Annotated in this window: 16 protein-coding genes; 11 read left to right on the forward strand and 5 right to left on the reverse strand. The window is 63.0% G+C overall.

Annotated elements, in window-relative coordinates:
• Window positions 1-2: 2 nt before the first annotated feature.
• Both ACN2XU_RS12730 and ACN2XU_RS12735 read right to left on the reverse strand, forming a co-directional pair.
• Window positions 3-1,322 (reverse strand): GH1 family beta-glucosidase, encoded by a 1,320-nt coding sequence (locus tag ACN2XU_RS12730; RefSeq protein ID WP_419410822.1) that lies wholly within the window; start codon window positions 1,320-1,322, stop codon window positions 3-5.
• Between the two features lie 9 nt (window positions 1,323-1,331).
• Entirely contained in the window at window positions 1,332-2,357 is a 1,026-nt protein-coding gene (locus ACN2XU_RS12735) for a LacI family DNA-binding transcriptional regulator (protein ID WP_419410823.1), read from the reverse strand.
• 300 nt (window positions 2,358-2,657) lie between these two features.
• On the opposite strand from ACN2XU_RS12735, the gene ACN2XU_RS12740 reads away from it, so the two are divergent.
• From ACN2XU_RS12740 to ACN2XU_RS12760, 5 genes are all read left to right on the forward strand, one after another.
• Window positions 2,658-3,923 carry an ABC transporter substrate-binding protein gene (locus ACN2XU_RS12740; protein ID WP_419410824.1) on the forward strand — a complete coding sequence of 422 codons (1,266 nt, stop codon included), beginning with the start codon at window positions 2,658-2,660 and terminating at the stop codon, window positions 3,921-3,923.
• A 147-nt stretch (window positions 3,924-4,070) separates the two neighbouring features.
• On the forward strand, window positions 4,071-5,072 hold the full coding sequence (locus ACN2XU_RS12745) for a carbohydrate ABC transporter permease (RefSeq protein WP_419410825.1): 1,002 nt from the start codon (window positions 4,071-4,073) through the stop codon (window positions 5,070-5,072).
• A 15-nt stretch (window positions 5,073-5,087) separates the two neighbouring features.
• Complete coding sequence (locus tag ACN2XU_RS12750) at window positions 5,088-6,251, forward strand: carbohydrate ABC transporter permease (protein ID WP_419410826.1); 1,164 nt, start codon at window positions 5,088-5,090, stop codon at window positions 6,249-6,251.
• 116 nt (window positions 6,252-6,367) lie between these two features.
• Complete coding sequence (locus tag ACN2XU_RS12755) at window positions 6,368-8,008, forward strand: alpha-amylase family glycosyl hydrolase (RefSeq protein WP_419410827.1); 1,641 nt, start codon at window positions 6,368-6,370, stop codon at window positions 8,006-8,008.
• A gap of 24 nt (window positions 8,009-8,032) precedes the next feature.
• The gene (locus ACN2XU_RS12760; RefSeq protein ID WP_419410828.1) at window positions 8,033-9,121 is read left to right on the forward strand and encodes an ABC transporter ATP-binding protein; all 1,089 of its coding nucleotides are present in this window, start codon (window positions 8,033-8,035) and stop codon (window positions 9,119-9,121) included.
• Between the two features lie 85 nt (window positions 9,122-9,206).
• On the opposite strand, the gene ACN2XU_RS12765 is transcribed toward ACN2XU_RS12760, so the two are convergent.
• The 3 genes from ACN2XU_RS12765 to ACN2XU_RS12775 are packed head-to-tail and all read right to left on the reverse strand — an operon-like array spanning window position 9,207 to window position 11,520.
• Window positions 9,207-9,536 carry a TfoX/Sxy family protein gene (locus ACN2XU_RS12765; RefSeq protein WP_419410829.1) on the reverse strand — a complete coding sequence of 110 codons (330 nt, stop codon included), beginning with the start codon at window positions 9,534-9,536 and terminating at the stop codon, window positions 9,207-9,209.
• Entirely contained in the window at window positions 9,533-10,342 is an 810-nt protein-coding gene (locus tag ACN2XU_RS12770; protein WP_419410830.1) for an isocitrate lyase/PEP mutase family protein, read from the reverse strand. Before ACN2XU_RS12770 ends, ACN2XU_RS12765 begins: the two co-directional genes overlap by 4 nt.
• Window positions 10,339-11,520 (reverse strand): pyridoxal phosphate-dependent aminotransferase, encoded by a 1,182-nt coding sequence (locus ACN2XU_RS12775; RefSeq protein ID WP_419410831.1) that lies wholly within the window; start codon window positions 11,518-11,520, stop codon window positions 10,339-10,341. Before ACN2XU_RS12775 ends, ACN2XU_RS12770 begins: the two co-directional genes overlap by 4 nt.
• A 275-nt stretch (window positions 11,521-11,795) precedes the next feature.
• Between ACN2XU_RS12775 and ACN2XU_RS12780 the strand changes: the two genes are divergently transcribed.
• The 6 genes from ACN2XU_RS12780 (at window position 11,796) to ACN2XU_RS12805 (ending at window position 16,980) form a co-directional block, all read left to right on the forward strand.
• Window positions 11,796-12,170: a hypothetical protein gene (locus ACN2XU_RS12780; protein ID WP_419410832.1), complete on the forward strand. Its 375-nt coding sequence runs from the start codon at window positions 11,796-11,798 to the stop codon at window positions 12,168-12,170.
• Complete coding sequence (locus ACN2XU_RS12785) at window positions 12,109-13,449, forward strand: DNA-packaging protein (protein ID WP_419410833.1); 1,341 nt, start codon at window positions 12,109-12,111, stop codon at window positions 13,447-13,449. The genes ACN2XU_RS12780 and ACN2XU_RS12785 overlap by 62 nt, the downstream gene beginning before the upstream one ends.
• A gap of 322 nt (window positions 13,450-13,771) precedes the next feature.
• Complete coding sequence (locus tag ACN2XU_RS12790; protein WP_419410834.1) at window positions 13,772-14,968, forward strand: phage portal protein; 1,197 nt, start codon at window positions 13,772-13,774, stop codon at window positions 14,966-14,968.
• Window position 14,969: 1 nt separating this feature from the next.
• Window positions 14,970-15,188 (forward strand): GTA head formation protein, RCAP_rcc01685 family, encoded by a 219-nt coding sequence (locus ACN2XU_RS12795; protein WP_419410835.1) that lies wholly within the window; start codon window positions 14,970-14,972, stop codon window positions 15,186-15,188.
• 34 nt (window positions 15,189-15,222) lie between these two features.
• On the forward strand, window positions 15,223-15,768 hold the full coding sequence (locus ACN2XU_RS12800) for an HK97 family phage prohead protease (RefSeq protein WP_419410836.1): 546 nt from the start codon (window positions 15,223-15,225) through the stop codon (window positions 15,766-15,768).
• A 33-nt stretch (window positions 15,769-15,801) separates the two neighbouring features.
• On the forward strand, window positions 15,802-16,980 hold the full coding sequence (locus ACN2XU_RS12805) for a phage major capsid protein (RefSeq protein ID WP_419410837.1): 1,179 nt from the start codon (window positions 15,802-15,804) through the stop codon (window positions 16,978-16,980).
• The last annotated feature ends 106 nt before the right edge of the window (window positions 16,981-17,086 follow it).

Raw genomic sequence — 17,086 nt, forward strand, 5'->3', positions numbered from 1 at the left:
CGTCAGCGCCTCAAGTTTTGTGCCATCTGGTGGTATGACGCCTTGGGCGTGCGTTCAAGTGTGTCGAAATCCACATGCACAAGGCCGAAGCGCTGTTCGTAGCCGAAGGCCCATTCATAATTGTCCATCAGCGACCAAAGGTAATAGCCGTTTACCGGCACGCCTTCGGAAATGGCCCTGCGCACCGAGGCGAGGTGCGCGGCGATATAGCTGCTGCGCTGGGGGTCGTCGATGCGTCCGTTTTCGATGACATCGGGCGAGGCAAGGCCGTTTTCCGTCACGGTCAGCGGCAGGGTGCCCGTGTATTCGCGCGCGGTTCGGGTGAGAAAGTTATAGAGCCCTTCGGGATAGATTTCCCAGCCCATCAGCGTTTTTTCCAGTGGGCCTTCGACCTCCTTGAGGCCCGGCCATGCGCCGCCGTCGGGGCCAATCAGTTTGCGGGTGTAATAATTCAGCCCGCACCAGTCGACCGGCGCGGTGATGGTGGGGAAGTCGTCCTGCCATTTGTCCGGCATGTGCACGCCAAGCCCGTCGAGCACGTTGGCCGGGTATTCGCCCTTGAAAACGCCTCCGAGGAACCAGCGGTTGTAGATCGCATCGTAGAGCGCGGCCTTTTCCGCCGCTTCCGGGGTGTGATCCGCCGGATCGGCCCATTCGAAATTGAACACCGCGCCGAGGTTGTCCATGCCGAGGCCGCGCATGGTATGGATCGCCTTGCCGTGGGCGAGCAGCACGTGGTGCATGGCGCGGGCGGTGGCGCGGATGTCGCGCAGGCCGGGGGCGTGCGCGCCCATGAAGTGCGAGAGCCACGCGACGCACCACGGCTCGTTGATCGGCGCGACGGAGTGCATCCTGTCGCCGATACGGGCCATGATGGTGTGGGTGTAATCGGCGAACCAATCGGCGATGTCGCGGTTACGCCAGCCGCCCCGGTCCAGAATCGGCACCGGCAGCTCCCAATGGTAGAGCGTGGCGCAGGGTTTGATGCCGCGCGCCAGCATCGCATCGGTCAGTCGGTCATAAAAATCAAGACCGTCCGGGTTCACGGTGAAACCATCCGGCATCACCCGCGCCCAGGAGGTGGAAAAGCGGTAACAGTCGAAATTGCCCTGCGCGACGAGGTCCATATCCGCCTCGTAGCGGTGATAATGGTCGGCTGCGATTGCGCCAGTCTCGGCGTTCTTGACGTTGCCGGGTGTGGCGGCGAAGTCGTCCCACTGGGTGCGGCCAGCGCCGCCAAAGCTGTGGCCTTCGATCTGATAGGAGGAGGTGGCGACCCCGAAGTTGAAGCCTTCGGGGAAATCGGCGCGGGTGAATTGCATGGGGCACTCTCAGCTGGGCGCGGGGCCGGTGGATGAGCCGATGATGAGTTCGGCTTCGAGAAGATGGGTGAGGGGGGGCTGATCGGGATTGTCGATCAGCGAAAGGAGCATGTGGGCCGCCCGCGTTCCGGCCTTCTGGACCGAAGAGCGGGTGGCGGTAAAAATCGGCACGTCGACGCTGTTGCGCAGGTAGCTCAGATCGTCGTCATGGGTGATGACGGACACATCGCGGCCAAGCGTCATGCCACGGTCCTGGATGGCGCGGCGCACACCGATGGCGACAATCATTGACGCGGCGAGAAAGGCGGTGGGCGGCGCGGGGCCGTCCAACATGTCTCTGGCAGAGGCGTAGCCGTATGTTTCGGTCATCTCTTCGCTGCGCATCAGCGCGGGGTCGGGCGCAAGACCGCGTGCGACGAGGGCCTCGGTATAGCCCGCACGGCGGCGATGGGCGAAGTCCATGAATTCGAGGCCGTTCACCAGTCCGATCCGGCGATGCCCGAGATCGAGCAGGAAGTCAGTCGCCCGGCGAAAGGCCCGTTGGTTGTTTGTATCGAGCCAGGAGTAAGGTTCGGTGACGAAGGACGCGCGGCCATGGACAACGAAGGGCAGCTGCAATTCGCGCAGCAGCGCGATGCGCGGATCGTTCATATGCGGGCCGTGGACGATGATGCCATCGACGTTGCCGCGCGCCTTGATGGCGCGGTAGGCGGCCTCTTCGCCGGTGTCGTCAACGAGGCTGATGACGACCTCATAGCCCTTGCGGGCATAGGCGGCCCCCGCGCCGAGAACGAAGTCTCCGAAAATCGGGTTCACCATCTCGTGCTGAGTCGACATTGGCAGCACATGGCCGATGGCCCGCGCCCGGCCCGTGGCGAGGCCCTGCGCGCGCGCATTGGGGCTGTAGCCCTGTTCGGTGGCGGCCTTCTGCACGCGCTGCCGGGTCTTTTCGCTGACCTCCGGATAGCCGTTCAGCGCACGGCTGACGGTCGTCGGGGACAGGCCCAGATGGGCGGAGAGCTCTTTGAGATTCATCTGCCCATAAGAACCAAAGCGGTTTGGGTTTGTAAAGATTTCCAGCGCTGAAACGGGCGAGAAAGTTTTTCTGCGCCGCAGCGTCTAGCTGCGATGCAGCGTAAAAAATAAGGGCCTTACGCCGGGGTTTCATTGACAGAGCACCAGAATCGCGCAATGGATGGCTTGTTCAAAGCGCTTTGGGAAATCTTTGATTTGCCTTGAGCCGCGAAAAGTACAAGTTTTGGAGGAGCGTGCACGCGGAAGGTGTCTGTGCCCCGCGTGCGCTTCGATAGAAAAGACATCGGGAGGTCTTAATCCATGAAACGCAACTATCTTCTCGGCGTGGCCGCGCTGGCCGTGATGGCCGGATCGGCACAGGCTGCTGACCTGACCATCGCAGGCCCCTGGACCGGGCCGGACGAGGCGCAGGTGCAGAAGGTTCTGGATGTATTCCGCGAGCAGTCCGGTCTGGATGTGAGCTACGTCGGCTCCGACAGCTTCGAGCAGCAGATCGTGGTCGACGCCGAGGCGGGCAGTGCGCCGAACATCGCGGTTTTCCCGCAGCCGGGCCTCGCCGCGACGATGGCCAGCCGGGGCTTTCTGACGCCGCTCAAGGATGGCACGGCGGAGTGGATCTCGGAGAATTACGCCGCCGGTCAGAGCTGGGTCGATCTGGGTACTTATGCGGACGCGGATGGCAACGATCAGCTGTACGGCTTTTTCTACAAGGTCGATGTGAAGTCGCTCGTCTGGTACATCCCGGAGAACTTCGAGGATGCCGGGTACGACGTGCCGGAAACCATGGAAGAGCTCAAGGCGCTGACCGATCAGATCGTGGCCGATGGCGAGACACCCTGGTGTATCGGTCTGGGGTCCGGCGGGGCGACCGGTTGGCCGGCGACCGACTGGGTCGAGGACATGATGCTGCGCACGCAATCCCCGGAGGATTATGACGCCTGGGTGAGCAACGAGATGCCGTTCAACGACCCGAAGGTCGTCGCGGCCATCGAGGAATTCGGCTGGTTCATCGAGGATGACCGCGTGGCGGGCGGTCGTGGCGCCGTGGCTTCCACCGACTTCCGCGACAGCCCCAAGGGTCTCTTTGAAGCGCCGCCGCAGTGCTACATGCACCGTCAGGCCTCGTTCATTCCGGCCTTCTTCCCCGAGGGAACCGAGGTGGGCACGGATGTCGACTTCTTCTACTTCCCGGCCTACGCCGAGAAGGACCTGGGTGCGCCGGTTCTGGGTGCGGGCACCCTTTGGGCGATCACCAGCGAGAACGATGCCGCGCATCAGTTCATCGAGTTCCTGAAGACCGTCGAGGCGCATGAAGCCTGGATGGCGCAGAAGGGCTTCCTGACCCCGCACAAGGGGGTGAGCCCGGATGCCTTCGGCGATCCGACCCTGAAGAAGATGAACGAGATTCTGCTGGGTGCGACCACCTTCCGCTTTGACGCCTCTGACCTGATGCCGGGTGGCGTGGGCGCTGGCTCGTTCTGGACCGGTATGGTCGATTATGCGGGCGGCAAGGATGCCGAAGCCGTGGCGACCGAGATCCAGAACAGCTGGGACGCGCTGAAGTAAGCGATCACAGGGCGGTCCCCGGCCTCGGGGGCCGCCTCGAGTTCCTTGCTCGGGAGGCGGGGGGCAGCGGCAAATTCCACCAAGGGGATTTGCGCATATCCTTGAAAAATTTTGGTCGTCTTTGGTGAGGCGGCGGGGGAGGACGCCATGCATCCGGCATTTCAGGGCATTTTGACGATCGTCATCGGGGTCAGTGGATGCCTCGCCTATTTCTACTTTTCCAATCAGTTTCTGGACAAGGTGCTCTATCCGGCCAAAGGGCCGAATGCGGGGCGCAATATCAACCGCGCGAATATGATCCGACCCTGGCTGTTCTTGTTTCCGGCGATGTTCGCGCTGGGCCTTTATCTCGCTTACCCGGTGATCGAGACCTTCCGCCTGAGCCTTACGGACCGTGATCAAGGCGGCGCATATGTCGGCTTTGACAATTATTCCCAGATGTTCGGCGATCCGAAATTCTGGGAGGCCATGCGCAACAACATGCTGTGGCTGATCGTGGTGCCCGCGATGTCGACGGCCTTTGGCCTGCTGGCGGCGCAGCTGACCGACCGGATCAAGTGGGGTAACTTTGCCAAGTCTTTGATTTTCATGCCTATGGCGATCAGTTTCGTCGGCGCGGCGGTGATCTGGAAGCTGGTTTACGACGCGCGTCCGCCGGGCACGGAGCAGATTGGAGTGCTCAATGCGATCTATGTCTTCGTCAGCGGTAACGATCCGCAGCAATGGCTGACGGTTCCGTTCTGGAATAATTTTCTGCTGATGATCGTGCTGATCTGGATTCAAACCGGCTTTGCCATGGTGATCCTGTCCGCTGCGCTGCGCGGCATTCCCGAAGAGACCATCGAGGCGGCAATCGTGGACGGGGCCAATCCGTTCCAGATCTTCTTCAAGATCAAGGTTCCGCAGATCATGTCCACCATCATGGTGGTCTGGACGACGATCACGCTTGTTGTGCTGAAGATCTTCGACATCGTCTTTGCCATGACCAACGGGCAATGGGAGACGCAGGTTCTGGCCAATTACATGTATGACAAGCTGTTCCGCTCTCTGGATTGGGGCGTGGGCAGTGCCTCGGCCATCATCATCATGCTGCTGGTGACGCCGATCCTTGTCTGGAACGTCTACAACGTGCGCAAAGAAATGCGCTGAGGGAGATTTGGGATCATGGATAATATCGCAGGAACCAAATCGACGCTGAGCTGGGCAGTCCAGATTTCCACCCTGCTGCTGGTGGCCTTGTGGCTGTTTCCCACGGTGGGGCTTTTCGTGTCGTCTTTCCGGACGGCGGATCAGATTTCCGGCTCTGGCTGGTGGAAGGCGCTGTTCCCGTCCGAGCAGACCGAGCAATACCGCAGTGCCGATCCCGAAGAGGCCCGCGAGGCGGACGGTGGCGGGTTTGTCGTGCGCGGCAATCTGTTTGTCGAAGGCGGTGCCTTACCCGGTGACAAAAAGATCAGCACCTGGGGTGTGAGCTCGCGTGATGTGTCGGCCTATGAGGCCGGACAAACCGCCGACATGGGCGATGGCGAGAGCATGACCGTGTCCGTCACCGGCGATTATGAATGGCGCGGCAGCGATGAGCAGTTGTCGGGTCGGGGGCAGCGGGTGTTTGCCACCGTGACGGCGCCGCCCGAGTTCACCCTGGAAAACTACGAGCGGGTGTTGTTCTCCGGCAATGCGACCGACGGCATGGCCAAAGCCTTTTTCAACACGCTGACCGTGACCGTTCCGGCGACGATCATTCCTATCGTGATCGCGGCTTTTGCCGCTTATGCCTTGGCGTGGATGGATTTTCCGGGGCGGGCGCTGCTTGTGGCTTTTGTGGTTGGCCTTTTGGTCGTGCCGCTGCAACTGGCGCTGATCCCGCTTCTGAAGCTGCATCTCGGGATCGGCATCGGCAAGGGATATCTTGGCGTTTGGCTGGCGCATACCGGATTTGGTCTGCCGTTGGCGATCTATCTGCTGAGGAACTACATGGTCGGCCTGCCGCGCGACATCATCGAAAACGCGCGGGTCGACGGAGCGACGGATTTCCAGATCTTTACCAAGATCATCCTGCCGCTTTCTTTCCCGGCGCTGGCGAGTTTTGCAATCTTCCAGTTCCTGTGGACATGGAACGATCTGCTGGTGGCCAAGGTCTTCTTGATTGATGCAACCGGGCAGACAACGGTCATGACGAACCAGATTGTCGAACTTCTGGGCACCCGGGGAGGCAATTGGGAAATTCTGGCGACAGCGGCCTTTGTCAGCATCTCGGTGCCGCTCGTCGTGTTCTTTGCCATGCAGAAATACCTGGTGCGCGGGCTGCTGGCCGGATCCGTGAAGTAAACCGGAGCCTGATCCCGGACGGGAACCGGACACGCAGCGCTGCTGCATGAAATCAGGAAAAAGGCCCCGGATCAGGTCCGGGGTGTGACACAAGAAGAGACAATCGAGGCAATTCAATGTTGAGACCCCTGACAGACGATCCGGATTGGTGGCGCGGCGCGGTGATCTACCAGATCTATCCGCGCAGCTATCAGGACAGCAACGGTGACGGGATCGGCGATCTTCTGGGCATCACCAACCGCCTGCCGCATATTGCGAGCCTCGGCGTGGATGCAATCTGGATTTCGCCCTTCTTCAAATCGCCAATGCGCGATTTCGGCTATGACGTCAGCGATTATTGCGACGTCGACCCGATGTTCGGCTCCCTTGCGGATTTTGATGCGCTGATTACCATGGCGCACCAGCTGGGCCTGCGGGTGATGATCGACCTTGTGCTGTCGCATACGTCGATCGACCATCCGTGGTTCGCGGAAAGCCGCGCGTCCAGGGATAATCCGCGCTCCAACTGGTATGTCTGGGCCGATGCCAAGCCGGACGGCAACCCGCCCACGAACTGGCTGTCGATCTTTGGGGGCAGTGCGTGGCAGTGGGATGCGCAGCGGTGCCAGTATTACATGCACAACTTCCTGACCTCGCAGCCGGATCTGAACTTCCACGAGCCAGAGGTGCAGGATGCGCTTTTGAAGGTGGCGGAATTCTGGCTGCATCGGGGGGTCGATGGATTCCGGCTCGATACCATCAATTTCTATGTCCACGATCAGGAGTTGCGCGACAATCCGGCCTTGCCTGAGGGCAAGCGCAACCCGATCAGCGCGCCAGCGGTGAACCCCTACACCTGGCAGGAGCACCTCTACGACAAAAATCGTCCCGAGAACCTCGCTTTCTTGCGCAAGCTGCGCAGCTTGATGAACGGGTACGGCGCGGCGGCGGTGGGCGAAGTCGGCGACGACCAATATGGGCTGGATATCCTTGGAGAATACACGTCCGGCGGGGACAAGGTGCAGATGAGCTATGCCTTCGAGCTGCTGTCGTCGCATCCGCCGACGGCCGATTACGTGGCCGAGGTCATGGGCCTGGTCGATGAGAAGGCGCCGGAGGGCTGGGTCTGCTGGGCGTTTTCGAACCACGATGTGCCGCGTCACATCTCGCGCTGGGATCTGCCGGATGCCGCGGCGCGGGCCTATACGACGCTGATGATGTGCCTGCGCGGCTCTGTCTGTATCTATCAGGGCGAGGAGCTCGGCCTGCCGGAAGCGGAACTGACCTTCGACGATTTGCAGGACCCTTACGGCATCCAGTTCTGGCCCGAATTCAAGGGCCGTGACGGGTGCCGCACGCCGATGGTCTGGGACAACAACAATCAGAACGGCGGCTTTTCCAGCGGTCATCCATGGCTGCCGGTCAGCCACGATCACTTGCCGCGTGCGGTATCGGAGCAGGAAAAGGACCCCGGCGCACTGCTGCATCATTATCGGAAGGCGATCCATTTCCGCCACAGCCACGACGCATTGGTCAAGGGCGCCCATGATACGGTCAAGGCCGATGGCACGGTGGTCCATTTCACCCGCTCGTCGGAGAACGAGGAGATCTTCGTCGCGGTGAACCTGTCGGGCGAGCCGTGGACGATCGATATGCCAGAGGGAGACTGGCACCAGATCGGAATCGAATTGGGCAGCACCGGCCCCGCGCCCGATGGCAAGCTGCATCTCGGGCCGTGGCAACCGGCGCTTGCGCTGAAACACAAGGCGCGAGCCTGAAACTGGTAAGGAAGGGGGGAGGCCATGGCCAATCTGAAACTGACCAACGTCGAAAAGACGTATGGCGGAACGGTCAATGTTCTCAAGGACATCAATCTTGAGATTGATCAGGGCGAGCTGATCGTTTTCGTGGGACCGTCGGGCTGTGGCAAGTCCACGCTGCTGCGCATGATTGCAGGGCTGGAGAAGATCACCGGCGGCGAATTACAGATCGACGGTGTTGTCGTGAACGACGTGCCGCCCGCGCAGCGGGGCATCGCGATGGTATTCCAGAGCTATGCCCTCTACCCGCATATGACCGTTCGGGAAAACATGAGCTTTGCGCTGAAACTGGCGAAGAAGTCCCCCGAAGAGATTGACGCGGCGGTGTCGCGTGCGGCGAAGATGCTGCAACTGGACGACTATCTTGACCGTTTGCCCAAGGCGCTTTCGGGTGGGCAGCGGCAGCGGGTGGCGATCGGTCGCTCGCTTGTGCGGGATCCGAAGGTGTACCTGTTTGATGAGCCGCTGTCGAACCTCGACGCGGCGCTGCGGGTGGCGACACGGATCGAGATCGCGCAGCTCAAGGAGCAGATGCCCGACCGGACGATGATCTACGTCACCCACGATCAGGTGGAGGCGATGACGCTGGCGACGCGGATCGTGGTGCTGGCGAACAAGGGGATTGCGCAGGTCGGCACGCCGCTTGACCTCTATGAGCGGCCAAATGGCGAGTTCGTGGCGCAGTTCATTGGCTCGCCTGCGATGAACCTCATCCCCGGCGAGGTGATCGGCACGGGGGCGCAAACGCGGGTGAAACTGGACGGTGGCGGCGAGGCCTTGTCGGATTATCCGACGAGCGAGAAGGATATGGGCCTGAAGGTGAATGTCGGGGTGCGACCGGAGGATTTCGTGGCGACGGACGGGCCCGCGATTTTCGAAGGCAAGGTGGAGATCACCGAAGCGCTTGGCGAGGTCACGCTGCTTTACTTCGAGCGGCAGGACGGGCGCGATCAAGTCATTGGCAAGCTGCCGGGCATTCACCGCGAAGTGCGCGGGACGGTGGTCCGTTTGACAGCGGTGCCGGAGAAGGTGCACCTGTTCGCGGGCGGGGTTTCTTTGCTTTATCGTTGAAGCGCCAAATTGCTTTAAGCGGTATCGGTGCGGACCTCTCGCAAGGCTTTCGTGCTCCGGGGGGCGAGGGCATGGGGGCGGGGCGCTATCGCCGCTGTCCGGTGCCGATGGCGTCGAGAATGCGTTCGATCCCGGGCGGCGTTTCGGCGATGGTTTCGGATTTCAGCGCGTCGAATTGCGCGCGCAGGGCGTCTTTTTCCTTGCCCTTGCAGTCGTTCCACGGGCGGCCCTGAAGCGCCATGTGCATCACGTAATAGCCGATGAAATGCGGGCGTGTGCCGTTCATCAGGAGGCGGCGGTATGCTTCGTGCGCCCCGAGTTCGCGCAGGGTTTCAGCGTCGGGGATACCAGCGCGGCGGCACTCCTGCTCCACGGCGGGGCCGAGGTTGCGGATGGTGCTGATCGGCGTGCTCATTTGAGCAGCGCGTCGATCTCGCTGCCGGAGATCGATGGCATGAGGCCGGAGAAATCACCATCGGTGAACATCTTTTTCGCCGCGTCGTGAATGACACGGTGGGTGGCGCGGGCGAGCGCGGAGCCGAGGGACAGGCGCGCGACCCCGGCCTTGGCGTACTGCAGGCGCAGGTGAGATGTAAATTTGCCGGCGACGAGGACGTTGACCGGCACGTTCACCGATTGGCAGATCGTGGCGATATCATCAAAGGTGGGCGGCAGCGGGATATAGACGCAATCGGCGCCTGCCTGCTCAAAGGCCTGAATGCGGGCAATGGCCTCGGGCATGTCATAGTGACCGTTCATCACGCCGTCGGCGCGGGCACAGAGGATGAAATCGCGCGGCAAGGCGCGGGCGGCTGAGACGGCGGCGCGGATGCGGTCGGTGGCCAGATCACGGTCGTAGGGGGCATCTGCGGGCAGGGCGGTGTCTTCGATGGAAATGCCCGCCAGACCGGTTTCGGCGGCAAGGCGAACAGTCTCGGCGCAGGTGTCCGGGGCCTCGCCAAAGCCGTTTTCGAAATCCCCTGAGACCGGGATGTTTACAGCGCTGACAAGCGTTTGTGCGTGGGCGAGCGCCTCGTCACGGCTGACGTGACCCATGTCGGGGCGGCCCAGAGTGAAGGCATGCGCGGCGGAGGAGGTTCCGATGGCCTGCGCGCCGAGTGCGGCGAGCATGCGCGCGCTGCCCGCGTCCCAGGCATTGGCCAGAATGAAGGGATCGCCGGGTTTGTGCAGGGCGCGGAAGGCGGCTCCGATATCGGTCATGGGGTAAGATCCCTGGCAAAGGCGCAGAGTTCGCGCAGGGCCTGGGCGAGGAGGCTGTCCTCGACGGTGAGGGCGACGCGCAGGTGCCCGGCGGCGGAGTCGCCGAAGCTTTCTCCGGGCATGACCGCGATGTGCCGCGCGTCGAGCAGCCGTTCGGCGAATTCGCGCCCCGAGAGGCCGGTGGCGCGAATGTCGAGCATCACGTACATGGCGCCCTGCGACGGGATGGCGGTGACGACGTCCTGATCGGCGAGTATGCCAAGCGCCAGCGCACGGCGGCGGCGGAACGGTTCGGCGACCTCGTCTTCCAGCCAGGCGCCTTCGTTCAGAGCAAAGAGCGCGGCATCCTGAATGTAGCCGGGAACGCCGTAATTGGTGTTGGTCGACAGGTCGATCAGGTGGGTGATGGCGTCCTCTGGTCCGAGAATCCAGCCAACGCGGGAGCCGGTCATGGCGTGGCTTTTGGACATGGAGCCGACGACGAGTGTGCGTTCGGCCATGCCGGGCAGGGTGCGCGGGGACATGTGCTGCCCGTCCCATATCTGTGTGTCGTAGACCTCGTCGGAAATCAGCCAGAGGTCGTGTTTGATGCAGACCTCTGCCAGCCCTTCGAGTGTTGCGCGCGGGTAGACTGTTCCGGTGGGGTTGTTGGGGGTGTTGATGAGCAGAGAGCGGGCGCCGGTTTCGCCTGCGATGCGGTCGACCAGCGTCGGATCGGGCAGGAAATCGTCGGTTGCCCTGGTGGGAATGGCGACCGGATCGGCCGAGGCGGAGCGGATCGTTCCGGGATAGGTGGCGTAGTAGGGATCAATGTGCAGTGCGGTCTCGCCGGGCTGGCAGCAGGCGATATGTGCGGCAAGGAGCGCGGCCTGACCGCCGGCCGTGATCACGAGGTTATCGGCGCTGGCCGGGGTTCCCGTGCGTGTGGTGACGCGTTCGGCGATAGCGGTTCGAAGCCCGGCGATTCCCGGCACCGAGGCATAGCCGGTGTGACCGTCCGCCGCGCTTTTGTGCATATGGGTCAGGATCGACGGATGGGTGCGGATGTCATGTTCGCCAATGGTCAGTTCGATCACGCGCGTGCCCGCGGCGATCATTTGCCGGGCGCGGTAGAACACCTCCCAGCCGTCCGAGCCGCCGGAGTTCAGGGTGCGGATGCGGGTGGAAAGCTGTGGCATGAAAGCTCCTGTTATTGTTGGCGATATCAGTGCCAGAGGCGCGGCAGGGGGGCAAGGGCCGACGCCCGCTGTTGTCGTGTTTGTTAACAATTTGGTAATTTGTCTGAATGATTTCAGTTGGTTGAGGCCGGGCGGGGGTTTGACCCAGCGAACGGTCCAAGGTACACATTGTGACATGCTGGACGAGGTGACAGCAAAACGGCCTGCGGGGGAACCCGAGGGCCGTTTTTGTTTGCGCCTTACCCCGGAGGGGGAAACCCATACAGGCAAAAAAGGTGTCGAGCATGAACAGAGCAGTAAAAGACCGGCCCGTCCTGATCACCCTGAAGTCGGACCTGGAGCGTTTGGAAAGAGATCGCGACACCATCGCGGCGACGCTCCTTGAGCTGATCGAGGATCTGGAGGCCCTGAAAAACGAACTTCGCGCCGAGCGGCGCGCGGGTAAATCGGCCGAGGGTGGCAAGTTGCTGGCCGAGGTCCGCTACTGGCTCAAGCAGGCCAGAGAAACGGAGAAGGAAATTGACGCAATCCGACGAAAGGACAGCAGTCTTGCAGGAGACTGGGGACTCGATCTTGACGCGGCAGGCGATGCGATCGGGTGCCGCCTGGATAGCCTCCGCTCCTGTTGCGGTGCAAACGAGGTTTCTTGACAGCCTCGATCGGGGGGAGCGCCTTGCGCTCCCCTTTCTCTTTGATTTCTGGGCGCATCCGCACCAATTGCCCCCCGAAGGCGATTGGCGGACCTGGGTCATCCTGGGCGGTCGCGGCGCAGGCAAGACGCGCGCCGGGGCCGAATGGGTGCGCAGCATGGTTGAAGGGCCGCGCCCCATGGACACGGGCCGGTGCAAACGCGTGGCCTTGGTGGGCGAGACCCTGGATCAGGTGCGCGAGGTCATGATTTTTGGTGACAGCGGTATTCTGAGCTGCTCGCCGCCGGACCGCATGCCGAAATGGGTCAGTGGACGGCAGTGCCTTGTCTGGCCGAACGGGGCGGAGGCAATGGCGTTTTCGGCGTTCAATCCGGAGAGCTTGCGCGGGCCGCAGTTCGATGGTGCCTGGGCGGATGAGCTGGGCAAATGGCCGAAGGGGCGCGAGACCTGGGATCAGTTGCAGTTTGCGCTGCGGCTGGGGGAGGCGCCGCGTGCCTGCGTGACGACAACGCCGCGCAATGTGGAGGTGCTCAAGTCACTTCTGGAGCTGCCATCGACAGTGCGCACCCATGCCCCGACCGAGGCGAACCGGGCGCATCTGGCGAGCAGTTTCCTGGCCGAGGTGCGCGCGCGCTACGCAGGGACGCAGATGGGGATGCAGGAGCTTGACGGGATCCTGGTGGATCAGGTCGACGGCGCGCTGTGGAGCATCGAGATGCTGGATGCGGCGCGGGCTGGACGTATGCCGGAGATGAGCCGCGTGGTTGTGGCGGTGGACCCACCCGCGGGTGATGGCAAGGCGTCGGATGCCTGCGGGATCGTGGTGGCGGGGGTCGTCATGGACGGTGCGCTGGGCACGTGGCGGAGCTATGTCCTGGAAGATGCCAGCGTGCAGGGGCTTGGCCCGACCGGCTGGGCCACGGCGGTGTGCGAGGCGGCGCAGCGATGGAAGGCGGACCGCGTTGTGGCAGAGGTCAACCAGGGCGGGGCGATGGTGTCGACTGTCTTGCACACGGTTGATCCGATGCTGCCGGTTCGGTCGGTTCACGCGACGCGAGGCAAGATCGCGCGGGCGGAGCCGGTGGCGGCGCTCTACGAGCAGGGGCGGGTGAGCCATGCGCGGGGACTGGAGCAGTTGGAGGCGCAGATGTGCCGGATGACAAATGGCGGCTATCAGGGACAGGGCAGCCCAGACCGGGTGGATGCGTTGGTCTGGGCGATCACGGAGCTGATGCTGAACCAGCAAGGTCAGGCCGAGCCGAAGGTGCGGGTGCTGTGAGTGTGCCGTGACGCGGAGGGCTGATGGCCCGGCGGTGATTATTGAAGACGAGAGGCCCCGGACCATGTCCGGGGCTTTTTTCATGCCCGCAGGCGGGCGGGCGCGGCACGTAAAAGCGATTACATTCAATGGGAAAGACCACCGTACGGTGGTGTGAAGCTCTGTTAACTCGCAATTCATAGGTTGTTTTTCGAAGACGACGGGGACCACCCCGGAAGACTGATCCAAAGGTGCGACGGACGGGTCGCCGGGGAGCCGCTGCGGCTTTCCGGGCGGTGACCTGCGCCGGGTTGCAGCGGAGATGACAAAGGAGCGCAAGGCGATGGTATTCGATTTTCTGCGACGCGGCGGCAAGGCGCCCGAAGGCGCGGCACCGGAGGCGAAAGCCTCGGCCACCGGGCCGGTTGTGGCGCATATGACCTCGGGCCGCGTGGCCTGGTCGCCGCGCGATACGGTGTCGCTGACCAAGCAGGCGTTTGCCGGGAACCCGGTTGGCTTTCGTGCGGTGAAGCTGATCGCGGAGGCGGCGGCGGCGCTGCCCCTGGTGCTGCAGGACAGCGGCACCCGCTATGAGCAGCATCCGCTGCTGAGCCTGCTGACCGCGCCGAACCCGGCGCAGGGCCGCGCGGAGCTGTTCGAGGCGCTTTATGGCCAGCTGCTGCTGTCCGGCGATGGCTATGTAGAGGCGGTGATCGGTGAGGCGGCGGTGCCGTTCGAGTTGCATGTGCTGCGCTCTGATCGAATGCGGCTGGTGCCTGGCGCGGATGGCTGGCCGGTGGCGTATGAGTATTCTGTGGGGGCACGCAAGCACCGCTTTGACGTGACCGGGCCGGTTCCGCCGATCTGCCATATCAAGAGCTTCCATCCGCAGGATGATCATTACGGGCTGTCGCCGCTGCAGGCGGCGGCGCAGGCGGTGGATGTGCACAACAGCGCCAGCCGCTGGAGTAAAGGACTGCTCGACAATGCGGCGCGGCCCTCCGGGGCAATTGTCTGGAAAGGCACCGAGGGGCAGGGGCACCTGAGCGCGGAGCAGTTCGAGCGGTTGTCTGCGGAGCTGGAGGCCAACCATCAGGGCGCGCGCAATGCGGGCCGTCCGATGCTGCTTGAGGGCGGGCTTGACTGGCGACCGATGGGGTTCAGCCCGTCGGACATGGAGTTTCAGAAGACCAAGGAGGCGGCAGCGCGGGAGATCGCGATTGCCTTTGGAGTGCCGCCGATGCTGCTTGGCATTCCCGGTGAGGCGACCTTTGCCAATTACGCCGAGGCGCACCGGGCGTTTTATCGCCTGACGGTGCTGCCGCTGGCCACAAGGGTAAGCGCGAGTATCGGGCGCTGGCTTTCTGAGTTCGTGGGCGAGGCGGTGAGCCTCAAGCCCGATCTCGATCAGGTGCCCGCGCTGGCCACCGAGCGCGACGCGCAATGGTCGCGTGTGGCGAAGGCGGATTTCCTTACGGCGGATGAGAAGCGCCGGATGCTGGGTCTGCCGAGCCTGACCGCGGAGAGCGATGGTGACTGACATGCGACGCACGAGCGAACCCTTCGCTTGCGCTCCGGCATTGCGGCTGGAGGCGCATGAACGGATCAGCCGCCTGCAGGTCGAGGCGATGAATGCCCGGTACGACCAGCTGGAAAAGGTGCTGGAGCGGCTGGAGCGGCGGGTCTGGCTGACGGTGTACGGCGTGGCCGGGGTGATTTTGGCGGAAGCCTTTCAGGGGCTGATGCACGCGACGCCCTGAGCGGCGGCGTATCGGGGAAACGAGGAGACAGAGTATGGATCTGGAACACAAGTTCTGCCGGTTCGATGACGAGGTGAAGGTCGTTGAAGGCACGAAGATCGAAGGCTATGCCAGCCTGTTTGGTGCCTGCGATCAGGGCGGTGACGTGGTGAGCAAGGGGGCCTATGCTCGCTCGCTCAAGCGGCTGACTTCCGAGGGGCGCGCGGTGAAGATGCTGTGGCAGCATGATCCGGCACAGCCCATCGGCATCTGGGATACGGTGCGCGAGGATGAGCGCGGCCTTTATGTCAAAGGGCGCCTGTTGGAGAGCGTGGCCAAGGGCCGCGAGGCGGCGGCCTTGATCGAGGCGGGTGCGATCGATGGTTTGTCGATCGGCTACCGCACTCTGAAGGCAAGCAAGAACGACAAGGGCCAGCGGCTCTTGACCGAACTGGAGCTTTGGGAGGTGAGCCTTGTGACTTTCCCGATGCTGCCCAGTGCGCGGGTTGCGTCCAAGAGGGATGACCTCATGGAAGACGCAGCGCTGTGCGAGTTGGCGGACGTCCTGGAGGACATGCGCCGTAACCTGGCGGGCGGCTGACGCGCGCCTCTCTCAAGACACGGGGAAGACCTCATGAACAAACCCGAGACCAAGTCTCGGACCGGGGAAGATTTGTCTCCGGTCACCCGGGTGAGTGCCGCGATGGCGGGGCTGATCGGGGATATCAAGGCCCTCCAGGCCGACATGCAACAGAAGATGAACAAACAGGAAGAGCGACTGACCATGCTTGATCACAAATCTGCCCGTATGGGCCGCCCGGCCCTTTCGTCCGCACAGCCGGTCGAGGCCCCCCATCAGAAGGCGTTTGATGCCTACCTGCGTTCCGGCGATGACGACGGCCTGCGCGGCCTCGAACTGGACAGCAAGTCGATGTCGACGGCGGTGAATTCCGACGGTGGCTATCTCGTCGATCCGCAGACCGCCGATACCATCAAGTCGACCCTGGCATCGACTGCGTCGATCCGGGCGATCTCGAACGTGGTGAACGTTGAGGCGACGTCCTTTGACGTGCTGATCGACCAGAACGACACTGGCGCGGGCTGGGCGGAAGAGACCGCGTCGTCCTCCGAGACCGGCACCCCGACCATCGAGCGCATTTCCATTCCGCTCTATGAGCTGAACGCGATGCCGAAGGTTTCGCAGCGTCTGCTCGATGACAGCGCGTTTGACGTGGAAGGCTGGCTTGCGGGCCGCATTGCCGAGAAGTTTGCCCGTGCCGAGGCTGCTGCATTCGTCAACGGTGACGGCGTCGACAAGCCGCGCGGCTTTCTCGATCACAATCAGGTTGCGAACGCCAACTGGACCTGGGGTTCGATTGGTTATGTGGATGGCTCCATTGCCACCGATTTCACGGGCGGCGACACGCTGATCGAGCTGGTTTATGCGCTGGGCGCGCAGTACCGCGCCGGTGCGACCTTCGTGATGAACTCCAAGACCGCCGGCTCCCTGCGCAAACTCAAGGATGCCGATGGCCGTCACCTGTGGTCCGATGGTTTCGCCGCCGGTGAGCCCGCGCGTCTGCTCGGGTATCCGGTGCTGATCGCCGAGGACATGCCGGACATTGCCGCGGGCGTTGCGCCCATCGCCTTTGGCAATTTCGATGCCGGGTACACCATTGCCGAGCGTCCGGACCTGCGCATTCTGCGCGATCCGTTCAGCGCCAAGCCGCACGTGCTGTTCTATGCGACCAAGCGCGTCGGCGGCGACGTGAGCGACTTTGCAGCCATCAAGCTGCTGCGCTGCACCGCCTGAGGGTGACCGAACTGGGGGGCGGGCCTGACGGTCCGTCCTTCACAGGGCGCGCGTCCCGGCGTTGTCCAGCAGCCCCCTCCGCCTCTGCGACGTGGGCGGCGCGCGC

The organism is Pacificoceanicola niger (assembly GCF_048553275.1).
GTDB lineage: Bacteria > Pseudomonadota > Alphaproteobacteria > Rhodobacterales > Rhodobacteraceae > Pacificoceanicola.

Coding starts and splice junctions, on each gene's coding strand:
- ACN2XU_RS12730 (WP_419410822.1), bottom strand. CDS start 1,322: ATGCAATTCACCCGCGCCGATTTCCCCGAAGGCTTCAACTTCGGGGTC.
- ACN2XU_RS12735 (WP_419410823.1), bottom strand. CDS start 2,357: ATGAATCTCAAAGAGCTCTCCGCCCATCTGGGCCTGTCCCCGACGACC.
- ACN2XU_RS12740 (WP_419410824.1), top strand. CDS start 2,658: ATGAAACGCAACTATCTTCTCGGCGTGGCCGCGCTGGCCGTGATGGCC.
- ACN2XU_RS12745 (WP_419410825.1), top strand. CDS start 4,071: ATGCATCCGGCATTTCAGGGCATTTTGACGATCGTCATCGGGGTCAGT.
- ACN2XU_RS12750 (WP_419410826.1), top strand. CDS start 5,088: ATGGATAATATCGCAGGAACCAAATCGACGCTGAGCTGGGCAGTCCAG.
- ACN2XU_RS12755 (WP_419410827.1), top strand. CDS start 6,368: ATGTTGAGACCCCTGACAGACGATCCGGATTGGTGGCGCGGCGCGGTG.
- ACN2XU_RS12760 (WP_419410828.1), top strand. CDS start 8,033: ATGGCCAATCTGAAACTGACCAACGTCGAAAAGACGTATGGCGGAACG.
- ACN2XU_RS12765 (WP_419410829.1), bottom strand. CDS start 9,536: ATGAGCACGCCGATCAGCACCATCCGCAACCTCGGCCCCGCCGTGGAG.
- ACN2XU_RS12770 (WP_419410830.1), bottom strand. CDS start 10,342: ATGACCGATATCGGAGCCGCCTTCCGCGCCCTGCACAAACCCGGCGAT.
- ACN2XU_RS12775 (WP_419410831.1), bottom strand. CDS start 11,520: ATGCCACAGCTTTCCACCCGCATCCGCACCCTGAACTCCGGCGGCTCG.
- ACN2XU_RS12785 (WP_419410833.1), top strand. CDS start 12,109: ATGCGATCGGGTGCCGCCTGGATAGCCTCCGCTCCTGTTGCGGTGCAA.
- ACN2XU_RS12790 (WP_419410834.1), top strand. CDS start 13,772: ATGGTATTCGATTTTCTGCGACGCGGCGGCAAGGCGCCCGAAGGCGCG.
- ACN2XU_RS12795 (WP_419410835.1), top strand. CDS start 14,970: ATGCGACGCACGAGCGAACCCTTCGCTTGCGCTCCGGCATTGCGGCTG.
- ACN2XU_RS12800 (WP_419410836.1), top strand. CDS start 15,223: ATGGATCTGGAACACAAGTTCTGCCGGTTCGATGACGAGGTGAAGGTC.
- ACN2XU_RS12805 (WP_419410837.1), top strand. CDS start 15,802: ATGAACAAACCCGAGACCAAGTCTCGGACCGGGGAAGATTTGTCTCCG.